Source organism: Rhizobium sp. TBD182 (assembly GCF_001950375.1).
Taxonomy (GTDB): domain Bacteria; phylum Pseudomonadota; class Alphaproteobacteria; order Rhizobiales; family Rhizobiaceae; genus Agrobacterium; species Agrobacterium tumefaciens.
Map to the genome: position 1 here is coordinate 151,450 of NZ_BDLN01000008.1, position 18,230 is coordinate 169,679.

Annotated in this window: 15 protein-coding genes; 6 read left to right on the plus strand and 9 right to left on the minus strand. The window is 61.5% G+C overall.

The window, feature by feature from the left end; translation table 11 throughout:
* Nucleotides 1–76: 76 nt before the first annotated feature.
* Complete coding sequence (locus T18_RS21015) at nt 77–1,108, minus strand: GlxA family transcriptional regulator (RefSeq protein ID WP_019566906.1); 1,032 nt, start codon at nt 1,106–1,108, stop codon at nt 77–79.
* Between the two features lie 100 nt (nt 1,109–1,208).
* Between T18_RS21015 and T18_RS21020 the strand changes: the two genes are divergently transcribed.
* The 6 genes from T18_RS21020 to purU all read left to right on the plus strand — a co-directional run bounded on the left by T18_RS21020 (nt 1,209) and on the right by purU (nt 8,610).
* Nucleotides 1,209–2,462 carry a sarcosine oxidase subunit beta family protein gene (locus T18_RS21020; RefSeq protein ID WP_003518155.1) on the plus strand — a complete coding sequence of 418 codons (1,254 nt, stop codon included), beginning with the start codon at nt 1,209–1,211 and terminating at the stop codon, nt 2,460–2,462.
* An 11-nt stretch (nt 2,463–2,473) separates the two neighbouring features.
* Nucleotides 2,474–2,794: a sarcosine oxidase subunit delta gene (locus T18_RS21025; RefSeq protein WP_038494903.1), complete on the plus strand. Its 321-nt coding sequence runs from the start codon at nt 2,474–2,476 to the stop codon at nt 2,792–2,794.
* Nucleotides 2,791–5,781: a sarcosine oxidase subunit alpha gene (locus T18_RS21030; protein ID WP_038494907.1), complete on the plus strand. Its 2,991-nt coding sequence runs from the start codon at nt 2,791–2,793 to the stop codon at nt 5,779–5,781. The genes T18_RS21025 and T18_RS21030 overlap by 4 nt, the downstream gene beginning before the upstream one ends.
* A 13-nt stretch (nt 5,782–5,794) precedes the next feature.
* Nucleotides 5,795–6,349 carry a sarcosine oxidase subunit gamma family protein gene (soxG, locus tag T18_RS21035; protein ID WP_038494909.1) on the plus strand — a complete coding sequence of 185 codons (555 nt, stop codon included), beginning with the start codon at nt 5,795–5,797 and terminating at the stop codon, nt 6,347–6,349.
* 17 nt (nt 6,350–6,366) lie between these two features.
* On the plus strand, nt 6,367–7,635 hold the full coding sequence (glyA, locus tag T18_RS21040; RefSeq protein ID WP_038494912.1) for a serine hydroxymethyltransferase: 1,269 nt from the start codon (nt 6,367–6,369) through the stop codon (nt 7,633–7,635).
* Between the two features lie 90 nt (nt 7,636–7,725).
* Nucleotides 7,726–8,610: a formyltetrahydrofolate deformylase gene (gene purU / locus T18_RS21045; protein ID WP_013762268.1), complete on the plus strand. Its 885-nt coding sequence runs from the start codon at nt 7,726–7,728 to the stop codon at nt 8,608–8,610.
* Between the two features lie 24 nt (nt 8,611–8,634).
* Here the strand turns inward: purU and T18_RS21050 are convergent, their stop codons facing one another.
* From T18_RS21050 to T18_RS21085, 8 genes are all read right to left on the minus strand, one after another.
* Nucleotides 8,635–10,728: a mechanosensitive ion channel domain-containing protein gene (locus T18_RS21050; protein WP_038494915.1), complete on the minus strand. Its 2,094-nt coding sequence runs from the start codon at nt 10,726–10,728 to the stop codon at nt 8,635–8,637.
* Complete coding sequence (locus T18_RS21055) at nt 10,725–11,342, minus strand: ParB-like protein (RefSeq protein WP_038494918.1); 618 nt, start codon at nt 11,340–11,342, stop codon at nt 10,725–10,727. Before T18_RS21055 ends, T18_RS21050 begins: the two co-directional genes overlap by 4 nt.
* Nucleotides 11,326–12,957, minus strand: coding sequence for a SulP family inorganic anion transporter (locus T18_RS21060; protein ID WP_410118143.1), 1,632 nt, complete (start codon nt 12,955–12,957; stop codon nt 11,326–11,328). The genes T18_RS21055 and T18_RS21060 overlap by 17 nt, the downstream gene beginning before the upstream one ends.
* Before the next feature lie 219 nt (nt 12,958–13,176).
* Nucleotides 13,177–13,572 carry a cupin domain-containing protein gene (locus T18_RS21065; protein ID WP_003518141.1) on the minus strand — a complete coding sequence of 132 codons (396 nt, stop codon included), beginning with the start codon at nt 13,570–13,572 and terminating at the stop codon, nt 13,177–13,179.
* Nucleotides 13,573–13,735: 163 nt separating this feature from the next.
* A complete protein-coding gene (locus T18_RS21070; protein WP_025595095.1) occupies nt 13,736–15,649 on the minus strand; it encodes a PhoX family protein in 1,914 nt (637 codons plus the stop codon).
* A 129-nt stretch (nt 15,650–15,778) separates the two neighbouring features.
* Complete coding sequence (locus T18_RS21075) at nt 15,779–16,492, minus strand: 4'-phosphopantetheinyl transferase family protein (RefSeq protein WP_038494921.1); 714 nt, start codon at nt 16,490–16,492, stop codon at nt 15,779–15,781.
* A gap of 30 nt (nt 16,493–16,522) precedes the next feature.
* The gene (gene dhbA / locus T18_RS21080) at nt 16,523–17,278 is read right to left on the minus strand and encodes a 2,3-dihydro-2,3-dihydroxybenzoate dehydrogenase (protein ID WP_038494923.1); all 756 of its coding nucleotides are present in this window, start codon (nt 17,276–17,278) and stop codon (nt 16,523–16,525) included.
* Between the two features lie 13 nt (nt 17,279–17,291).
* A complete protein-coding gene (locus T18_RS21085; RefSeq protein WP_038495882.1) occupies nt 17,292–18,161 on the minus strand; it encodes an isochorismatase in 870 nt (289 codons plus the stop codon).
* Nucleotides 18,162–18,230 lie beyond the last annotated feature (69 nt).

Here is an 18,230-nt window from a genome sequence, read left to right on the forward strand (position 1 = left end):
GGGCAAGTCTGACCATATCAAATACGTTGATCTATTTTTTGCAGGGCCGGACTTTTCGCAGGTGAACAGCAAAGCCTCAAGGTTGCGGCAACAACACGCCGACGGCGAATTCTTCGTCTGTTGTCGTGTGGCCAATCTGCGTTTTGCGATATTCGCTGGGGCTGAAGCCGCGCTCGGCACGAAGTGTACGGGAAAGGTGTGGGGCATCGCAAAACCCGGTGGCGAGCGCAATCTGGGTGATCGGGTCACGCGTGGTGCGCAGGAGGGAAAGGGCGCGGTCGAGCCGCAGCTCAAGATAGACCTTGGAGGGCGTTGCTTTCAGGTCTCCAAGGAAACGCCGTTCGAGGCTGCGTCGGCCAAGGCCGAGATCGCGCGCGAGTTCCAGCACGGTTCTCGGAACCTCGATGTTCTGCTGCATGCGCAGGATCGCCTTTCTGACCAGGGGATCGGTTGCCGTTCTGGTGCTCTGCTGGCCGGGCTGGGGTTTTTCGCCGCTGAGCGCACTGTCGATCATCATGATATTGAGGCTTTTGATGGCGGCCGACTGGCCGACATGGCGCTCCACAAGGAACGCGGCCAGATGCGCAGCACCATGGCCGCCCGAACAGGTCAGGCGGTTGCGATCTATGACGAAGAGCTGGTCGGAGACCATCTGCTCGGCGTCGAAACGATCGAGAAAATCCTGATGGTGGAACCAGCTCACGCAGCAGCGATAACCATCCAGCAGGCCGGCTTCATGTAGAATGAAAACGCCGGTGCAGAGCCCGATAAGGGGAGTGCCCGCTGCCGCACGGTCTTTCAGGAACCGCAATGCCTCCGGCGGCAGGGCGCTGTGGTCGCTGATCAATCCGCCGACAACAACGATATAGTCGTAATGCACGGCGTCGATGAGCCGCGTATCCGGTTGCACCTTCACACCACAGCTCGATTGCACATTGCCTAGGGTCGCCGACAGCACGGACCATTCGCACAGGATCGGCCGGGAACGGTCAGCCTCATCGGCAGCAAGACGCAGCACATCGACGAAATTGGCGAAGGCCGACAGCGTGAACCGGTCGGCGAGCAGGAAGGCGACGCTGAGGCGTTTCTTGGCGCGATGAGAGCTCATGGCGCAAATATTCACGCAAACAGACGCGATTGTCCAGCCCGGCCGCTGTAAATCTCCGTAGGCTTTTGAATACCGAGAGTTCCAACCAGCAGGCCCGCTCATGACGCGTTTTAATGCCTTCAATCTCCTGCGGAATGCCCTGACCGGCCACAAGAACTGGGACGAGCAATGGCCCGACAGCCAGCCAAAAGCCGAATATGACGTGGTCATCGTCGGCGCCGGCGGCCATGGTCTGGGTGCGGCCTATTATCTGGCCAGCCAGCACGGTATCACCAATGTCGCTGTCATCGACAAGGGCTGGCTCGGCGGCGGCAATACCGGCCGCAACACGACCATCATCCGCTCCAACTATCTCTACGACGAAAGCGCGCGTCTTTACGATCACGCCGTCGATCTGTGGGAAAACTTGAGCCAGGAACTGAACTACAACGTCATGTATTCGCGGCGCGGCGTGCTGATGCTCGCCCATAATGTCCACGACGTGCAGAGCTTCAAGCGCCACATCCATTCCAACCGTCTGAACGGTGTCGACAATCGCTGGCTTACCCCGGAAGAATGCAAGGAATATTGTCCGCCGCTGAGCATATCGCCAAACGCCCGCTACCCGGTGATGGGCGGTGCGCTTCAGGAACGTGCCGGCACGGCGCGCCACGATGCGGTTGCCTGGGGTTATGCGCGCGGTGCTGCCGCCCGTGGCGTCGATATCATCCAGAATTGCCCGGTCACCGCCATTCGCCGCAACGCCGACGGGTCCGTCGCGGGTGTCGAAACGGCGCGAGGTTTCATCAAGGCGAAAAAAGTTGCGGTTTCCGCTGCCGGCCACACCTCGGTGGTCATGGATACCGCAGGCGTGCGCCTGCCGCTCGAAAGCTATCCGCTGCAGGCTCTGGTATCCGAGCCGATCAAGCCGATCTTCCCCTGCGTGGTCATGTCGAATGCGGTTCACGCCTATATCAGCCAGTCCGACAAGGGTGAGCTGGTGATCGGTTCCGGCACGGATCAATATACCTCTTATTCGCAGCGCGGCGGCCTGCCGCTGATCGAACATACGATCGCCGCCATCGTCGAAATCTTCCCGATCTTCAACCGCATGCGGATGCTGCGCAAATGGGGCGGCATTGTTGATGTCACGCCGGATCGCTCGGCCATTCTCGGCAAGACGCCGGTCGACGGGCTTTATGTGAATTGCGGTTGGGGCACGGGTGGTTTCAAGGCCACGCCGGGCGCTGCCCACACCTTCGCCTGGACCATCGCGAAAAACGAACCGCACCCGATCAACGCGCCTTTCACGCTGGAGCGTTTTCGCTCCGGCCGCCTGATCGACGAGGCCGCCGCCGCTGCCGTGGCGCACTGAGGAGCTAACCCATGCTGCTGATCCGTTGCCCCTATTGCCATGAAACGCTGCCCGAAGCCGAATTCACCTATGCCGGGCAGGCCCATGTCGTGCGCGCGGCCGACCCCTCATCTCAGAGTGATGAACAGTGGGAAGAATTCCTGTTCATCCGCGAAAACGCCAGGGGTCCGCATTTCGAGCGCTGGTGGCACCTGCATGGCTGTGGCCGCTTCTTCAATGCCGTGCGTGACACGGTGAGCGACCGGTTCCTCACGACCTATCGCGCGGGCGAACCGCGTCCAGAGCTTTCTTCCCTGACCCGCGCACCAGCCAGCTCCGAGGTGTCGAAATGAACTCCTATCGCGTTTCCGGCCGTGGCCGGGTGGATGCCGCCCGCTCGGTAAGTTTCACCTTCGATGGGAAGACCTATCGCGGCGTAAAGGGGGATACGGTCGCCTCCGCGCTTCTCGCCAATGGCGTACATCTCATGGGCCGCTCGTTCAAATACCACCGCCCGCGCGGCCCTGTAGCGGCGGGTTCCGAGGAGCCGAATGCGCTGATCGGCACCCGCCGCGGCTCCGGCCGGTTCGAGCCAAATACCCGCGCCACGGTGCAGGAAATCTGGAGCGGGCTGGAAACCACCTCTCAGAACAAATATCCGAGCCTGAAATTCGATATCGGCGCAGTCAACGACATGGCCTATATGCTGTTTTCGGCGGGCTTTTACTACAAGACCTTCATGTGGCCGAAGAGCTTCTGGAACAAGGTCTATGAGCCCTTCATCCGCGCGGCGGCCGGTCTCGGCGTCTCGCCCACGGAAGAAGACCCCGATACCTATGCCTCGCGCAACCTGCATTGCGACGTGATGATCGTCGGCGCCGGTCCTGCGGGTCTGGCTGCGGCGCGCGCAGCGGCGGTCGATGGTCTCAAGGTCGTGCTGGTGGACGAAAATGCCGAAGCCGGCGGGACGCTGCTGTCCGAGCCGCAGGCGCAGATCGACGGCCAGCCAGCATGGAACTGGCTGGCGGACGAGTTGAAGGCGCTGAAGGAGCGCGGCGTCAGGGTCATGACCCGCACGACGGCGATTGCCTACTACCACCAGAACATGATTGGGCTTTGCGAAAAGCTGACCGACCATCTCGAAACCGTGACCAAGGACATGCCGCGTGAACGCCTGTGGCGGGTGCGGGCGCGCCATGTGGTGCTGGCGCAGGGGGCTCTCGAGAAACCGCTGGTCTTCCATGGCAATGATCGGCCGGGCGTGATGCTGGCGGGCTCCGCCCAGACCTATCTGAACCGCTATGGCGTCAAGGTCGGCAACAGGCCGGTGGTGGTGACGAGCCATGACAGCGCCTGGTATGCCGCCTTCGATCTTCATGGCGCAGGCGCGCGGGTGCAGGCCATCGTCGATACCCGTGCGAAGGTGCGCGAGGAACTGGTGAACGAGGCGCGCGCGCTCGGCATTCCGGTGCGGCTGTCGCATACCGTGACGGCGACTTCGGGCCGGTTGCGTGTGAAATCAGTCCGCGTCAATCCGGTGAATGGCTCCACGGTCGGCGCGGGGCAGGAAATCGCCTGTGATGCGTTGCTGATGTCTGGCGGCTGGACGCCGTCGCTGCATCTGTTTTCCCATACGCAGGGCAAGCTTGCCTGGGACGATCAGCGGACCACCTTCCTGCCGGCCATGACCAATGAGGATTGTGCAATTGCCGGCGCCGGGCGCGGGCTTTGGGGCATTGAAGCGGTGCTGAAGGATGGCGCCGAGCAGGGCCGGAAGATCGCTGCAGCCCTGGGCAAGACGGGCGATACCCGCGACTATGCGGTGGAGCACGACCGCACCGGCGGCGGCGTATCGCTGACGGAATTGCCGAGCGATCGCGATGCCGGCAAGGCCAAGACCTTCGTCGATTACCAGAACGACGTGACCGCAAAGGATCTGCGGCTGGCCGTGCGCGAGGGCATGCGCTCCATCGAGCACGTCAAGCGCTACACCACCAACGGCATGGCGACCGATCAGGGCAAGATGTCCAATATCAACGGCCTCAACATCGCGGCAGAAGCGCTCGGCAAACGCCAGCCGGAAGTAGGCCTCACGACCTTCCGCCCACCCTATACGCCGACGACCTTCGGCGCTTTCGCCGGTTATCATCGCGGCCAGCATTTCGAGGTGACGCGCAAGACGCAGATCGACAGCTGGGCTGAAGAGCATGGCGCGGTTTACGAACCGGTCGGCCAATGGCGGCGCGCCTGGTACTTCCCCAAACCAGGTGAAGACATGGATGCGGCAGTCGGCCGCGAATGCCGGGCGGTGCGGCAAAGCCTCGGCATGTTCGACGCCTCGACGCTCGGCAAGATCGAGGTCGTCGGGCCGGATGCGGTCGAGTTCATGAACCGCATGTACACCAACCCGTGGTCGAAGCTCGCGCCCGGCCGCTGCCGTTACGGCCTGCTTCTGGGTGATGACGGCTTCATTCGCGACGACGGCGTCATCGGCCGCATGACCGAGGATCGCTTCCACGTCACCACCACCACCGGCGGTGCGGCAAGGGTGATGAACATGATGGAAGATTACCTCCAGACCGAATGGCCTGATCTCAACGTCTGGCTGACTTCCACCACCGAGCAATGGTCTACCATTGCGCTGAACGGCCCGAATGCGGCAAAGCTGCTCGCTCCGCTGGTCGAGGGCGTCGAGCTGACGGAAGAGGCTTTCCCGCATATGTCCTGCGCGGAATGCACGGTGGCCGGCATGCCGGCGCGGCTGTTCCGGGTGTCGTTCACCGGCGAGATCGGCTTCGAAGTCAACGTGCCCGCGCCGCTCGGCCGCAAACTCTGGGAAATCCTGTGGGAGGCCGGCCAGCAATACGGCATCACCGCCTATGGCACGGAAACCATGCATGTGCTGCGTGCCGAAAAGGGTTACATCATCGTCGGCCAGGATACCGACGGCACGGTCACGCCCTATGATGCCGCGATGGGCTGGGCCGTGGGCAAGACCAAACCGGATTTCGTCGGCAAGCGTGGCCTCGCGCGCCCCGATCTCGTCGCCAAGGGCCGTCGTCACCTCGTCGGTCTTCTGACCGAAGACCGCTCGAAGCTGGAAGAGGGCGCGCAGATTGTCTTCGATCCGAAGCAGCCTATCCCGATGAAAATGGTCGGTCATGTCACCTCATCCTATCATTCGGATGCGGTTGGCCAGCCGATTGCGCTGGCGCTGGTCGAGGGCGGCCATGAGCGGATGGGAGAGACCGTCTATATTCCGATGCCCGAACGCACGATTGCCGCAAAAATCACCGGGATGGTCTTTGTCGATCCCGAAAACACCCGCCTGAAGATCTGACCCGGAGATGACAATGAACATGCGCGTTTCCTCCCCCGTTCCCGGCACGCTGGCCGAGAGCAAAGCAGCCCGGGTCAGCATATTGGCCGCGCAGGGGCGGCTGTCGCTGCGTGCGCGCGGCGATCTGGTCCCGCTCAATACAGCCCTTGGCCTGACCCTGCCCGACCGGATCGGCGCTCGCACTGCTGCAGGCGAAATCGAGGCCGTGCGCCTTGGCCCCGACGAATGGACGATCCTTGCTCCCGTTGGCGCGGTCGACGGGGTGATTGCGGCCTGCGCTGGCGTTTATGCCGGCCATCCGCATAGTCTCGTCGATATTTCCAGAAGGGAAGTGACGCTCGCGATCAAGGGGCCGCTCGCCGCCGAGCTTTTGACACTCGGCTGCGCCCGCGACATCGACACCATTCCGGTTGGCGAGGCCCGCAGAACGATTTTCGATGGCGTGACCGTGGTGCTGTGGCGCGATGCGCCGGATGGTTTCCGTATGGATATCTGGAACAGTTTCGCGCCGCATCTCGGCCATTTGCTTGAAACCGGCTGCAAGGAACTTGCCGCCGAAATCGCCTGATTCTTGAGGAGGAAACAATGCTCAACCGTCTGTCCCATAATGCCGTTTCGGATACGGTGATTGCCGACGCCATCGCCGAGGAACTCGATCGCCAGAAAACCCAGATTGAACTGATCGCTTCGGAGAATATCGTGTCCGCCGACGTTCTGGCGGCGCAAGGCTCGGTGCTGACCAACAAATATGCCGAAGGTTATCCCGGCAAACGCTATTATGGCGGCTGCGAATTCGTCGACAAGGTTGAGCAGGTCGCCATCGACCGGCTGAAGCAACTTTTCGGCGCGGAGTTCGCGAACGTTCAGCCGCATTCCGGCGCGCAGGCCAATCAGGCGGTGTTTCTAGCACTTCTTCAGCCGGGCGACCGAATCATGGGGCTTTCGCTGGCCCATGGCGGCCACCTGACCCACGGTTCGCCGGTCACCATGTCGGGCAAGTGGTTCGATGTCGTCTCCTATGAGGTGGATGCAGAGACGCATCTGATCGATATGGAAAAGGTGCGGGCAAAGGCGCTGGAAACCAGGCCGAAGCTGATCGTCGCAGGCGCCTCGGCCTATCCGCGCCAGATCGATTTCGAAGGCTTCCGCAAGATCGCCGACGAAGTTGGCGCATGGCTGATGGTCGACATGGCCCATTATGCCGGCCTGATCGCCGGCGGCAAATATCCAAATCCGGTGCCGCACGCCCATGTCGTCACCTCCACCACCCACAAGACCCTGCGCGGCCCTCGCGGCGGCGTAATTCTGACCAACGATGCCGATCTGGCGAAGAAGCTGAATTCGGCCGTCTTCCCCGGCAATCAGGGCGGCCCGCTGATGCATGTCATCGCTGCCAAGGCCGTTGCCTTCGGCGAGGCGCTGCGGCCGGACTTTGCCGACTACGCCGGTCAGGTCATCGCCAATGCACAGGCTCTGGCGCGAGTGCTGACGGATGGCGGTCTGGGGATCGTGTCTGGTGGAACCGACAGCCATATGGTTCTGGTCGATCTGCGTCCGAAGGGCGTTAGCGGCAAGGTTGCCGAAATCGCTCTTGAGCGGGCAGGCCTCACCTGCAACAAGAACTCCATTCCCAACGACCCGGAAAAGCCCTTCGTCACCTCGGGTATCCGGCTCGGTAGTTCGGCCGGCACCACGCGCGGTTTCGGCGTGGCCGAATTTGAGCGCATCGGCGTGCTGATCCTGCGCGTCATCGACGCGCTGGCTGTCAGTGCCGAAGGCAATGCTGAGATTGAGGCGAACGTGCGGGCCGAGGTTGCTGCGCTGTGTGAGGACTTCCCGATCTACGGCGCGTAACACGCTATTATCGGTCTCGTTAGCCATGATCGGGCAGGGCGGCATCACCGCCAATGTGCCCGATCGCTGATCCATCAAGGGGAGCAGGATTTGACCAGCTATGTCATGAAAGTCTCGTGCCCGGCACGCAGCGGCATCGTTGCCGCCGTGTCCGGATATCTCGCGCGGTCCGGCTGCAACATCAACGACAGTTCGCAATTCACCGACCTGGAAACGGGCCGCTTTTTCATGCGGCTGAGCTTCGTTTCGGAGGAAGGGATGGAACCCGCTGCTCTCGTCGCAGGGTTCGCTTCCGTCGCCGCCGATTTCGACATGGAATACGATATCCATGATCTCTCGCGGAAAACGAAAGTCGTGATCATGGTTTCACGCTTCGGCCATTGCCTGAACGATCTGCTTTATCGTTCCCACATTGGTGCATTGCCTGTGGAGATTGTCGCTGTCATCTCCAATCACCTCGAATATCAGAAGCAGGTGGTGAACGAGGATATTCCCTTTCACCACATTCGCGTCACGCCGGAGACGAAACCGGAAGCCGAGGCGGCCATACTGCAGGTGGTGCGCGATGCAGGCGCCGAACTCGTCGTGCTGGCGCGCTACATGCAGGTTCTGTCGGAACGGCTGTGCCAGGAAATGTCTGGCCGCATCATCAACATCCACCACTCCTTCCTGCCTTCCTTCAAGGGCGCAAACCCTTACAAGCAGGCCTATGAGCGCGGCGTGCGACTGATCGGCGCGACGGCCCATTACGTCACCGCTGATCTCGATGAAGGCCCGATCATCGAACAGGACACGATCCGCGTCACCCATGCCCAGAGCGGCATGGATTATGTGAGCCTCGGGAGGGACGTGGAAAGCCAGGTTCTGGCGCGCGCCATTCATGCCCATATCCATCACCGTGTCTTCCTCAACGGCAACAAGACCGTGGTGTTTCCAGCTTCGCCGGGCGAATATATGTCCGAACGAATGGGCTAAGGTTGGGGCGCGGTTGCCGGAGGCCTATTCTTCCACCGGCCCCGTCCCGTCGCTTGCTTCGGGCTCCTGTGGCCGCGCGCTTCGTGTAGATGTGGGATAGGCGCCCGCCATGCTGGCGAACTGGATGTCGTTTTGCGCAAAGGCATCCTTCAGCATCGAATAGGCCTTGCGGCGCACCATGGAGGATTGCCCGCCGGCGCGCAGCATCATGCCGAAACCAAGCGTCATGCCATATTCGCCGAATTGCTCGACGCCCTTCAGCTTGACGGTTTCGATCAGGAACTGTCCGAATTCCGGGTCTTCCTTCAGCGCCTTACCGATCTCCTTGGTAATGGCCCGGACCTTGGCAATGTCAGTATCGAAGGCGACCGTGACGAGGAATTTGTCGATCGACCAGTCGCGGCTCATATTTTCGACGGCGCCGAGCGATCCGAACGGGACGGTGAAAATCGGGCCGCGATGGTGCCGCAGTTTGACCGAGCGGATGCTGAAGGATTCCACCGTGCCGCGATAGGAACCGCTCTGGATGTATTCGCCGACGCGGAAGGCGTCGTCGATCATGTAGAACACGCCGCTGATGATGTCCTTGACCAGCGTCTGCGAACCGAAACCGATGGCGATGCCGAAGATGCCGGCGCTCGCCAGCAGCGGCCCGATATTGACGCCGAGTTCCGAAAGTGCCGTCATGACCGCAACCGCGGCGATGATGATGCCGAGCATGTTGCGAAGGATCGGCAGAATGGTCAAAAGCCGGTCATCTTGCGGCTGGCCCACACCCGGTTGGCCGCTCATCGGGTTGCCGGCGGGTGTACTCAACTCCAGCCGCCGTGCGATCATCGACTTGATGGCGATCCAGACGAGATCGGCGAGAAGCAGGATCAGCGCCCCGTGCAGGACGCCGACGACGATCGACGTCAGCAATGCGCCATCGGGCAGGGAATTCGGATGCGCGCGCACGAGGAAGATCAGCCACAGGATGGCAGTCCCGACGATTGCAAGCCGCACGCCTCGCTCGACCAGAACCGGGCGAAGATCGCTTTGCCCATAGGTGCCGATGTCGGTTGCCAGCTTTCGCGCCGCGATGCCAAGCGTCGAGGCAAGGCCGGGCAGAACCAGCGCATAAAGCCCGATCCAGAACAGGACCCCGGCGCCGGCGAGCCGCAACCCGAAGAGGATGATGAGGCCGAAGATCAGCGCGACATCGATTGACCTAGCCCGCTCCGAGCGGCGATCGCCGACCGGACGACGCCAGATCCAGATGCATGCGAGCAGGAACAGCAGGCCGACCATGGCGGAGGACAAAAGCCCAAGCGTGTCACGCGGGACATCGAGATTCTCGAGCGTCCTGAGTAATGCCCAGAAGACGCCGGCAAGGGTCAGGAGCCATGTCCAGCGGACGATCCAGAAATCGCGCCGGGCATTGGCCTCGCGGCCAACGACCCGCCGCAGCAGGCCCGTGAAGGCAAAAAGCAGCGGCAACACGATGCTGGTTGCAAGCCAGGGCAGGAGAACGGCGCTCAGCAAAGGTGACCACTGGATGGCAAGGAACATGGCGGTGGCAGCAATGCCGTAGCCGAAGACGGGCAAAAGCCTCCGCGATACGACAGACGAGGCCTCCTTGCCGATATCCGCGACGTTCCTGCGGGAGGCCTGCATCGCTATGATCCGGTTCGTGGTAATGCCGCCGGCAAGGCCCGCACCGAACAGGATGGATACGTGCAGCAAAAAGACGGCTGCACCGTAGTTGCTTATCTCGTCGCAAAGCCTTCCCAGCGCCGCGATGATCTGCGTGGACATGCCGGGCAGGTCCCTTGCGAGGCGGCCTAGGTGTTCGCGCCGCTTGCTTGCCCATTGGTCGAGATCGCTCAACTGGCTCTGCGGCGTCAGTTCTGGCGGCTGCTCTGTGCCGGCCGCCGCAAGCTTCTGTGTGAGAAGGGCACGAACATCGTCCTGTCCCAGAAGCTGTAGCAACTGGTCGACTTTCTGCTCTGTCGTCTGTTCCGTAGGGGCCGGTCTCGCTGGCGGCGGTAGTTCCTGCGCAGCTAGGCTCGCCGCGCCAAGTACGAAAACTGCGATGGCAGCCGCCATCACTCGGAAAAGGGAGGGAAGGGTGGTCATCGGTCCGCTCCACACCATCCAGGCAGATGCCGCGCATCGCGCGAGCGTGCCAGTTGCATCGCTTCCTCAACCGCGTCCTCGAAGGAATGTCGCAGCTTCTTGCCACCCACCCGGCGGCGCAGGAAATCCGCCCAGAGGAATTCACTGAAGGGAGCGTCTATTTTGGCAAAACCGCCAGCGTCGCGAATCGCGCCGGCCAGCGCGCGGAAGGGATCGTCCTTGAGATCGACGATCCGTTTGGGAAGATGTTCGATAGGATGGCGCACGCCATCCACGTCGAAAGGATAGACGAAGTTGCGATGGTCCATCACCGACCAGAATTCCTGCCGGTCGAGATGGGAAAGATCGGCAACGATACTGGTTAGTACATGTTTCACGCCTTCCTCATGCAAGGCTAAAGCGAGGTGGTGGTGGTCCACCAGATAAAGACGTTGTTTGTGACCAAGGACGACGGGTACCATATGGTGTCCGAGGAAGTCGGCTCCCTTTTCCTCACGGATGGCGGCCCATTGCCGCCGCTTGTCCTCCACCTCGCGCAGACCGACTGTCATCTGCGTTGGTTTGAGTGAGGTGATTTCAACCGGGGTCAGATGCGGTTCAAGATTGTGTGGCACGGCTGTCCTCCCGATGCATGGCCGCCGTCACGGCATCATCGACACTGAAATTGCTGCGCGCCACCATGTCGGATCCGCCGCCAGCAAGCAGCAGATCCTTCAGATGGTCGTGCATGCGCGCATAATAGACCACGATGCTGCTGCGCTGCATCGCTGCATCGAACTCCAGCAACGCATCAAGCGCGGTGGAATCCAGTTCGAATGTTTCCTCAAGGCTGACAATTGCGATGTGCAGTTCCGGCCGCGCAACGATGTATTTGGTAACGGCGGCAAGGATCGGTTCCGCATTGCCGAAGAAAAGCGGCTGTGCGGGCCGGAGAATAATCATGCCTGACACATCCTTCGCATCCGGGTGGCGTTCCATGTCGACAAAGTCGTGGCTATCGCCCAGCCGGCCAAGATGCATGACATGCGGTAGGGAAAGCCGGCGAACGAAGACGGCGAAGGAAAGGGCGACGGCGACAAGCATGCCGTTTAGCACACCGAAGGCAAGTACGCTGGCTGCGGCGGCAAGTGCCAGATAGGCGTCGTTGCCGAGCCGCCATAAACGGATGATCGGCGCGGGGTCGAGCGCATGCAGCAGCGCCACGGCGATCACGGCGGCAAGGACTGCTTCCGGGATGAAAGCGAACCAGCTGGCGGCGAGCAGGCTGAAGACCGCCAGGCCGATTGCGGCGATGGCAGAGGCAAGCCGGCTTTGCGGCCCAACCGCCTCGCTTGCTGCGCCTGCGGAAAAACCCGCACCAACCGGCATACCCTGCATGGCGGCGCTGGCGATATTGGCAAGCCCGAATGCTCTGAGTTCGCGATTGGAATCGACAATCTCGCCATGGCGAAGCGAAAGGCTTCGGATGGTGCCCCATGATTCCGCAAAGAGGATGAGGACGAGTGGCGGCGCGAAGCGGGCAACATGCGCGACATCGTCGAGCGACACCGAAAACGGGCCGGCCCATATGCCGGCAAGATCGATCTGGCCGACGACGGCTACGCCCCGACTTTGAAGGTTGAGCAGGATCGAGATGGCAATTCCTGCCACGATGACGACGAGGCTGCCGGGAATGGCGGGGCTCCTGCGCAGGAGAAGCAGCACGGCGAGTGCCGCAACGCCGACGGCGATGCTTTCAAGGCTCCAGTCCTGCGGGCGGGAGAGGATTTGCAGGAGAATGGAAAGCGGCTCGCCCGACTGCGCCTTTATCCCGAAGAGGCTCGGCAATTGCTTTATGGTGATCAGAATGGCGAGGCCGAAGGCAAAACCGCGCAGCACCGGGCGCGAGATCACACTCGACAGGGCGCCGAGCCGCGTGGCAGCTGCAAGCAGAAACAGCAGGCCCACCAGAGCGACCGTAATGGCAACGAGCAGCATCTTTTGCGCTGGTGTGACCGAGAGCGTCGCAAGCATTGCCGCCAGGATTGCGGCGGAGGAGGATGTGGGCGAGACGACCGCAAAACGGCTCTGGCCAAAAATGGCATAGACGATGCAGCCCATGATGGCGGCAAGGATGGCGTGCTGGGCTGGAACGCCGGCAATCCCCGAATAGGCGATCGCTTCCGGTAACATCAGGCCGGCAATCGACAACCCCGCCACCACATCGCGCCGGTTGAGTGTCATGGGCATGGAATTGCAACCGCATTGGCGGTGATAAGGGCAAGGACAATTCCACCGGTTAAGATCACGATTCTCCACCATGTTCCCGCGACGCGATGAAGGTTCACCCAATGCGCATACGAGTCAAAGTTTAAATCGCGCCCCCGAAATATTTCGGCTCTTCCGGATGTTGCTTAACGCTGGAGATCGTCCGGCAGGCAGGACGAGCGCCATTTCGGCCAGGCCGCTTCAGCCACCATACTGATCGTCCGTGACGTGCTCCATCCAGTCCACGACCTTGCCGTCTTTCACTTCCTGAAGCGCGATATGCGTCATGGCGACATCGGGTGCCGCCCCGTGCCAGTGCCTTTCGCCCGGCGCGAACCACACGGTATCGCCGGGGCGGATTTCTTCCACGGGGCCACCCTCGCGCTGCACCCTTCCAAACCCTGAAACCACGATCAGGGTCTGTCCGAGCGGGTGCGTGTGCCATGCGGTTCGCGCGCCTGGTTCGAAGGTGACCTGAGCGCCCTGCACCCGCTCTGCATCGAACGGGTTGAACAGAGGATCGATACGGACCGTGCCGGTAAACCATGCCTCGGGGCCTTTGGTTGAGGCCCGTGTTCCCGCGCGCAATATTTCCATGGTCATTCTCCTGACTGGTATCGTGTGGGGGGATTTGAAGCGGTAATGCCTCTCTTGTCCACTGGCGAGTGAAAATTCAGTCAGGCCGCATCGACCCTTGGTCACGGGTGACAGGAACCGGATCTCCGCTATGCCGAGACCCGGTTCCGCCTAAGCCAAAGCGTCAGCCGATCTGCGCGTTGTCGTCACGCTTGATGGCGATAACGGTGGAGCGCGGCAGCTTGCCTTCGCCATCCGGGAAGGGGGCGTCGGGGTGCTGGATGCCGACGAAGTGGGTACGCTTGTCGCCGGACCATGTCTGGCCGGTAACTTCGGAACCCTTCGGCGCGGTCAGGAAACGCTCGATACGGCCGGTGGCCGGATCGCCTGCCAGCATCTGGTTATTGCCCTGGCCGGCGAAGTTGCCTTCGTTGCTGTCCTCTCCGTCGGTCTGGATCCAGAGGAGACCGGTCGAGTCAAACATCATGCCATCGGGCGAGTTGAACATGTTGCCTTCGTTGATGTTCGAAGAGCCGGCATAGGCATCCTTGTGAACGGTGGGGTTGCCGGCCATGCAGAACAGGTCCCACTTGAATCTGCCGTCCGCGTGATCGTCGTTTTCCGGGTACCAGCGCACGATCTGGCCGTATTCGTTCTTTTCGCGCGGGTTGGCAGCATTGATCGCCATGGCGTCGCCGCCAGCATTGGCGCGCAACTTGCCGTCTTTCATTTCGCCGCGACGGCTGTTGTTGGTAAGGGCGCAATAGGCTTCGATGGCGACCGGGTTGATGGCGACCCATTCCGGGCGGTCCATCGTTGTCGCGCCCACCTTGGAAGCGGCCTGACGGGTGAAGACGCAGATTTCATCGATCTTCATGCCTGTCGTCTCAGGCGTTAGAGCCAGCCATTCACCAGCGCCGTCGTCCGAGAACCTGGCGACGTAGAGCGTGCCTTCGTCTAGCAGTTTCGAGGTGTCGCCACCGGGCACGTAAATGCCGTTGGAGACGAATTTGTAGAGGAATTCGCCACGCTCGTCATCGCCCATGTAAACCACCACGCGGCCGTCACGCGCGATCACCACAGCGGCGTTTTCGTGCTTGATGCGGCCAAGGGCGGTGCGCTTGATCGGGGTGGAGGAGGCGTCCGAAGGATCGATCTCAACCACGTAACCGGCGCGGCGCGGCTCGTTGGGGTTCTTGGCGACATCGAAACGCGCATCGAACTTCTCATAGGCGTAACGGGTCTCGGCGACGATGCCGTAGCGCTTGTAGTCATCCGGCAGCTTGAAGGCGGCATCAGTGGTACCGAAATAGCCGTTGAAGTTTTCCTCGCAGGTGAGGTAGGTGCCCCAGGGCGTGCGGCCGGCGCCGCAATTGTTGAAGGTCCCCAGACAGTCGACACCCTTCGGATCTGCGGCGGTCTTGACGAGGTCCGAGCCTGCGGCCGGGCCGGAAAGCTTCATCGGGGTGTTGTGGTGAATACGGCGGTTGAACGGGCTGTCGAGAACGATTTCCCAGCCTCCGGTGCCTTCCGCAACTTCCATGACGGTGACGCCCTGCATGTTCTGCAGGATCTTGACGTCGTCGGCCGTTTTCGGGTTGCCCTTTTCGGCATGCGGCAGGTTGGTTTCGGGGTTTACATATTCATGGTTGACGGCGATCAGCTGGTGATTGCCAACCATGAACAGTTCCATGCCGTCAGTATTTTCGCCGAAGACCTTGTCGGAGTTTTCAACGCTGACACCCTTGGTAGGGTCGAGGTCGGGCACGTTGGAGAACAGCGGCTGGCCCCACTTGGCGACTGGCTTCCAGCTGTAGCCTTCCGGCACGTGAATGGTGTGGTCGGTCGCGGCAGCCACCGGCTTGAAGGGGAAACGGCCGGCTGCCGCTTCCTGCGCTTCCGCCGAGGTGCTGGTCATCAGGTTGCCGAGCGTGCCCATGGCTGCTGCGGCCGAACCGAAGGCAAGCACGCCACCGAGAAAGCCGCGGCGGGAAATCGCGGTCTCGACCACGCGGTCGAAATCGGTTTCGGCCGGCGGCGGGTTTTGCAGCTCGTCCCACGCATCCCAGGAAAGCTTGCTCGTATCGATGTCGGTCATATCGTATCTCCACCGTTGCATGTTTGGAATCATTCCAACACGGTGCGTACCGTTTCAGTGTTTCACACAAATGACGGGAATAACGACTTTAAATATGATCTTCACAGAAAACAATTCTGTATTTTTCCCTTAATGCGGGAGAAGGATACGGGTGAGCAAAAAGCCTTCGAAGCGGCAGAAGTGGAAAGCAATGTCCGTTCCCTTGCGCCACTCGCCGCTGATGTCGGTCGTCAGCCGAAGGGATGCTGAACCGCACTCTTCATAGCCGGATAACTCCGCCGCCTCGAAAAAGAACAAACGTCTGACGGTCGGATAAAGCGCTTTGAACAGGCTTTCCTTGGCCGAAAAGATCAGCCCGGTCATGAAGGGATCGATGTCGTTTCCAAGACTGAGGCGTTCGTTTGCGGTCAGTACCTGCGGGGCAATATCGCAAGCTTCCTCCTCGCTCAGAAGCCTTTCGATATCGATGCCAATGCCGCAGAACCGCTCGGAAGAGCCGGCAAGCGCAATTGCCCGCTCGTGGCTGTGGGAAATCGCGCCGACCACGCCTTCGGGCCAGATAGGGGCGCGATCCTCTCCCATGCCGGGAAAGGCGGCGCGGCCGGTGAGACGGCGTATGGCTTCGGCAGCACATCTGCGCCCGGCGATAAATTCCGCCTTGCGTCTGGGCGCAGCGCGCAAAAGCTGCGGCGGCAAGGGAGGGACCTTGCCGCCGCGCCCTTCTTCGGCGCTGTAATGAAGGGTGACGCAATGACAATCGCATCTGTCGTCCGGCCAAGGCCAGATGGCCTCGGGTGGATCGCCGGAAACAGCTTCGCCGTAAAACGCCGGCGCGTGGGCCATATCTGTCATCCTCATCACGCGGACCGATGCTCAGGCGGCAAGCGTGGCGCCGCCATCGACCACGATCTGCTGCATCGTCACATGGCCTGCCTGATCGGAGGCGAGGAACAGCACCGTGTCGGCGATGTCGTCCGGCCGCGCGATTTTGCCCAGCGGAATGCCGAGCTTGAACTGCTCGGGAAGACCGGCGACCAGTAGCTGTTTGCCACTGGGATCGTTCAGCATGCCGGCCAGCATCGGTGTATCGGTGGAGCCGGGTGACACCACATTGCAGCGCACGCCATAGGGCGCGAGTTCAAGTGCTGCACAATGGCTGAGGCTGACGAGTGCGGCCTTGGAAGCACAATAGGCGAGCATGCCGATGCGCGGTACAACGGCGGCGTTGGAGGCAATGTTGACGATTGCCCCGCGCCGCTGCCGCTTGAAGACGCCGCTCCATTGCCGCAGCAGGTAGAACGGCCCCGCAGCATTGACATCCATGCAGGCGTTCCAGTCCTGCGGCGTCAGGCTTTCGCTGTCGCCGAGCCGGAGGATGCCGGCGGCGTTGACGAGAATGTCCAGCCCGCCCCATTCCTTCTCGATCGCCTTGCTCGCCGCCTCCACTGCCGCCGCGTCCGTGATGTCGAGCGTGATCTGGCGGAAGGTTGCATCGGTTGCATCGGCAATGAGGTCAAGGCCGATGACCTCGGCCCCTTCCTCGGTGAAACGCTCGGCGATGCGGCGGCCGATGCCCTGCGCGGCACCCGTCACCAGCACGCGCCGCCCGTTAAATCTGTTCTGCATCATCTTGTCCGTCCGCTCAGGCCGCGAGCCGCTTTTCTTCGATCAGCGCCCACCAGGCAGAAAGCGTCGGTACGCGGGCAAGCTCTTCGAAGCCCACGATGACGCCGCGTTCCTTCAGTTCGCCGGCAAGCTTCATCACCTGCAGCGAATCCAGCCCATAGAAGATCAGGTTCTCATCCGGGTCGATGTCGCTCTCGTCCTCCACCATTTGCAGGACGCGAGCCTTCAGCCATTCGCTGATATCGGTGGTCTCTCCCGCGCCGGCAAGGCTTGCAGTGTCGATCACCACGCCGCAGCGTGTTGCCACATATTGCAGCGCCATGCGGTGTTCGGCTTCGGAAAAATCGGCGACGGCATCACCCAGCATGAAGGGCTGAATATCCTTCATGAAGGCTTCAACAGCCGTCATCATGCAGCCGATATGGGCATAGACGCCGCCGATGATGATCTGGTCGCGGCCCCACCCCTTCATGCGCTCGGCAAGGTCTGAACGCTGGAAGGCGCTGTAGCGCCATTTGGTCAGCACCACATCGTCGGGCGTCGGCGCAAGCTTGTCCACGACCTTCTGCAACTCCGGGTCGACCACGGTCAGGCCCGGTCCCCACATGTCGTTCAGAAGCGCGCGGTCGGCGGCAGGCTGGTCGTGCGGCTGGGCGGTGTAGATGACCGGCACGCCGTTCTGAACCGCCCATGCCTTTACCTTTGCAAGATTGTCGATGAGGGTTGTCATCAACCTGCCGTCGGCCTCGTAGAACCGCAGGAAATAACGCTGCATGTCGTGGATGAGCAGCACGGCGCGCTTGGCGTCCGGCTGCCATTTTGTCTTGTTGGCCGGAAAGCTTGCTGCGACCGGCATCGGATAATCGGAAATGGTGGGGATCGTCATATTGACCTCGATGGTTTGGCGCATCGGCATGGGCGACACGCAATTTTCAAATGGTTGAGGCGTGCACGC

Excerpts from the sequence above, each read along its gene's own strand:
- T18_RS21015 (WP_019566906.1), bottom strand. The coding sequence starts at position 1,108 with ATGAGCTCTCATCGCGCCAAGAAACGCCTCAGCGTCGCCTTCCTGCTC.
- T18_RS21020 (WP_003518155.1), top strand. The coding sequence starts at position 1,209 with ATGACGCGTTTTAATGCCTTCAATCTCCTGCGGAATGCCCTGACCGGC.
- T18_RS21025 (WP_038494903.1), top strand. The coding sequence starts at position 2,474 with ATGCTGCTGATCCGTTGCCCCTATTGCCATGAAACGCTGCCCGAAGCC.
- T18_RS21030 (WP_038494907.1), top strand. The coding sequence starts at position 2,791 with ATGAACTCCTATCGCGTTTCCGGCCGTGGCCGGGTGGATGCCGCCCGC.
- soxG (WP_038494909.1), top strand. The coding sequence starts at position 5,795 with ATGAACATGCGCGTTTCCTCCCCCGTTCCCGGCACGCTGGCCGAGAGC.
- glyA (WP_038494912.1), top strand. The coding sequence starts at position 6,367 with ATGCTCAACCGTCTGTCCCATAATGCCGTTTCGGATACGGTGATTGCC.
- T18_RS21050 (WP_038494915.1), bottom strand. The coding sequence starts at position 10,728 with ATGACCACCCTTCCCTCCCTTTTCCGAGTGATGGCGGCTGCCATCGCA.
- T18_RS21060 (WP_410118143.1), bottom strand. The coding sequence starts at position 12,957 with ATGCCCATGACACTCAACCGGCGCGATGTGGTGGCGGGGTTGTCGATT.
- T18_RS21065 (WP_003518141.1), bottom strand. The coding sequence starts at position 13,572 with ATGGAAATATTGCGCGCGGGAACACGGGCCTCAACCAAAGGCCCCGAG.
- T18_RS21070 (WP_025595095.1), bottom strand. The coding sequence starts at position 15,649 with ATGACCGACATCGATACGAGCAAGCTTTCCTGGGATGCGTGGGACGAG.
- T18_RS21075 (WP_038494921.1), bottom strand. The coding sequence starts at position 16,492 with ATGGCCCACGCGCCGGCGTTTTACGGCGAAGCTGTTTCCGGCGATCCA.
- dhbA (WP_038494923.1), bottom strand. The coding sequence starts at position 17,278 with ATGATGCAGAACAGATTTAACGGGCGGCGCGTGCTGGTGACGGGTGCC.
- T18_RS21085 (WP_038495882.1), bottom strand. The coding sequence starts at position 18,161 with ATGACGATCCCCACCATTTCCGATTATCCGATGCCGGTCGCAGCAAGC.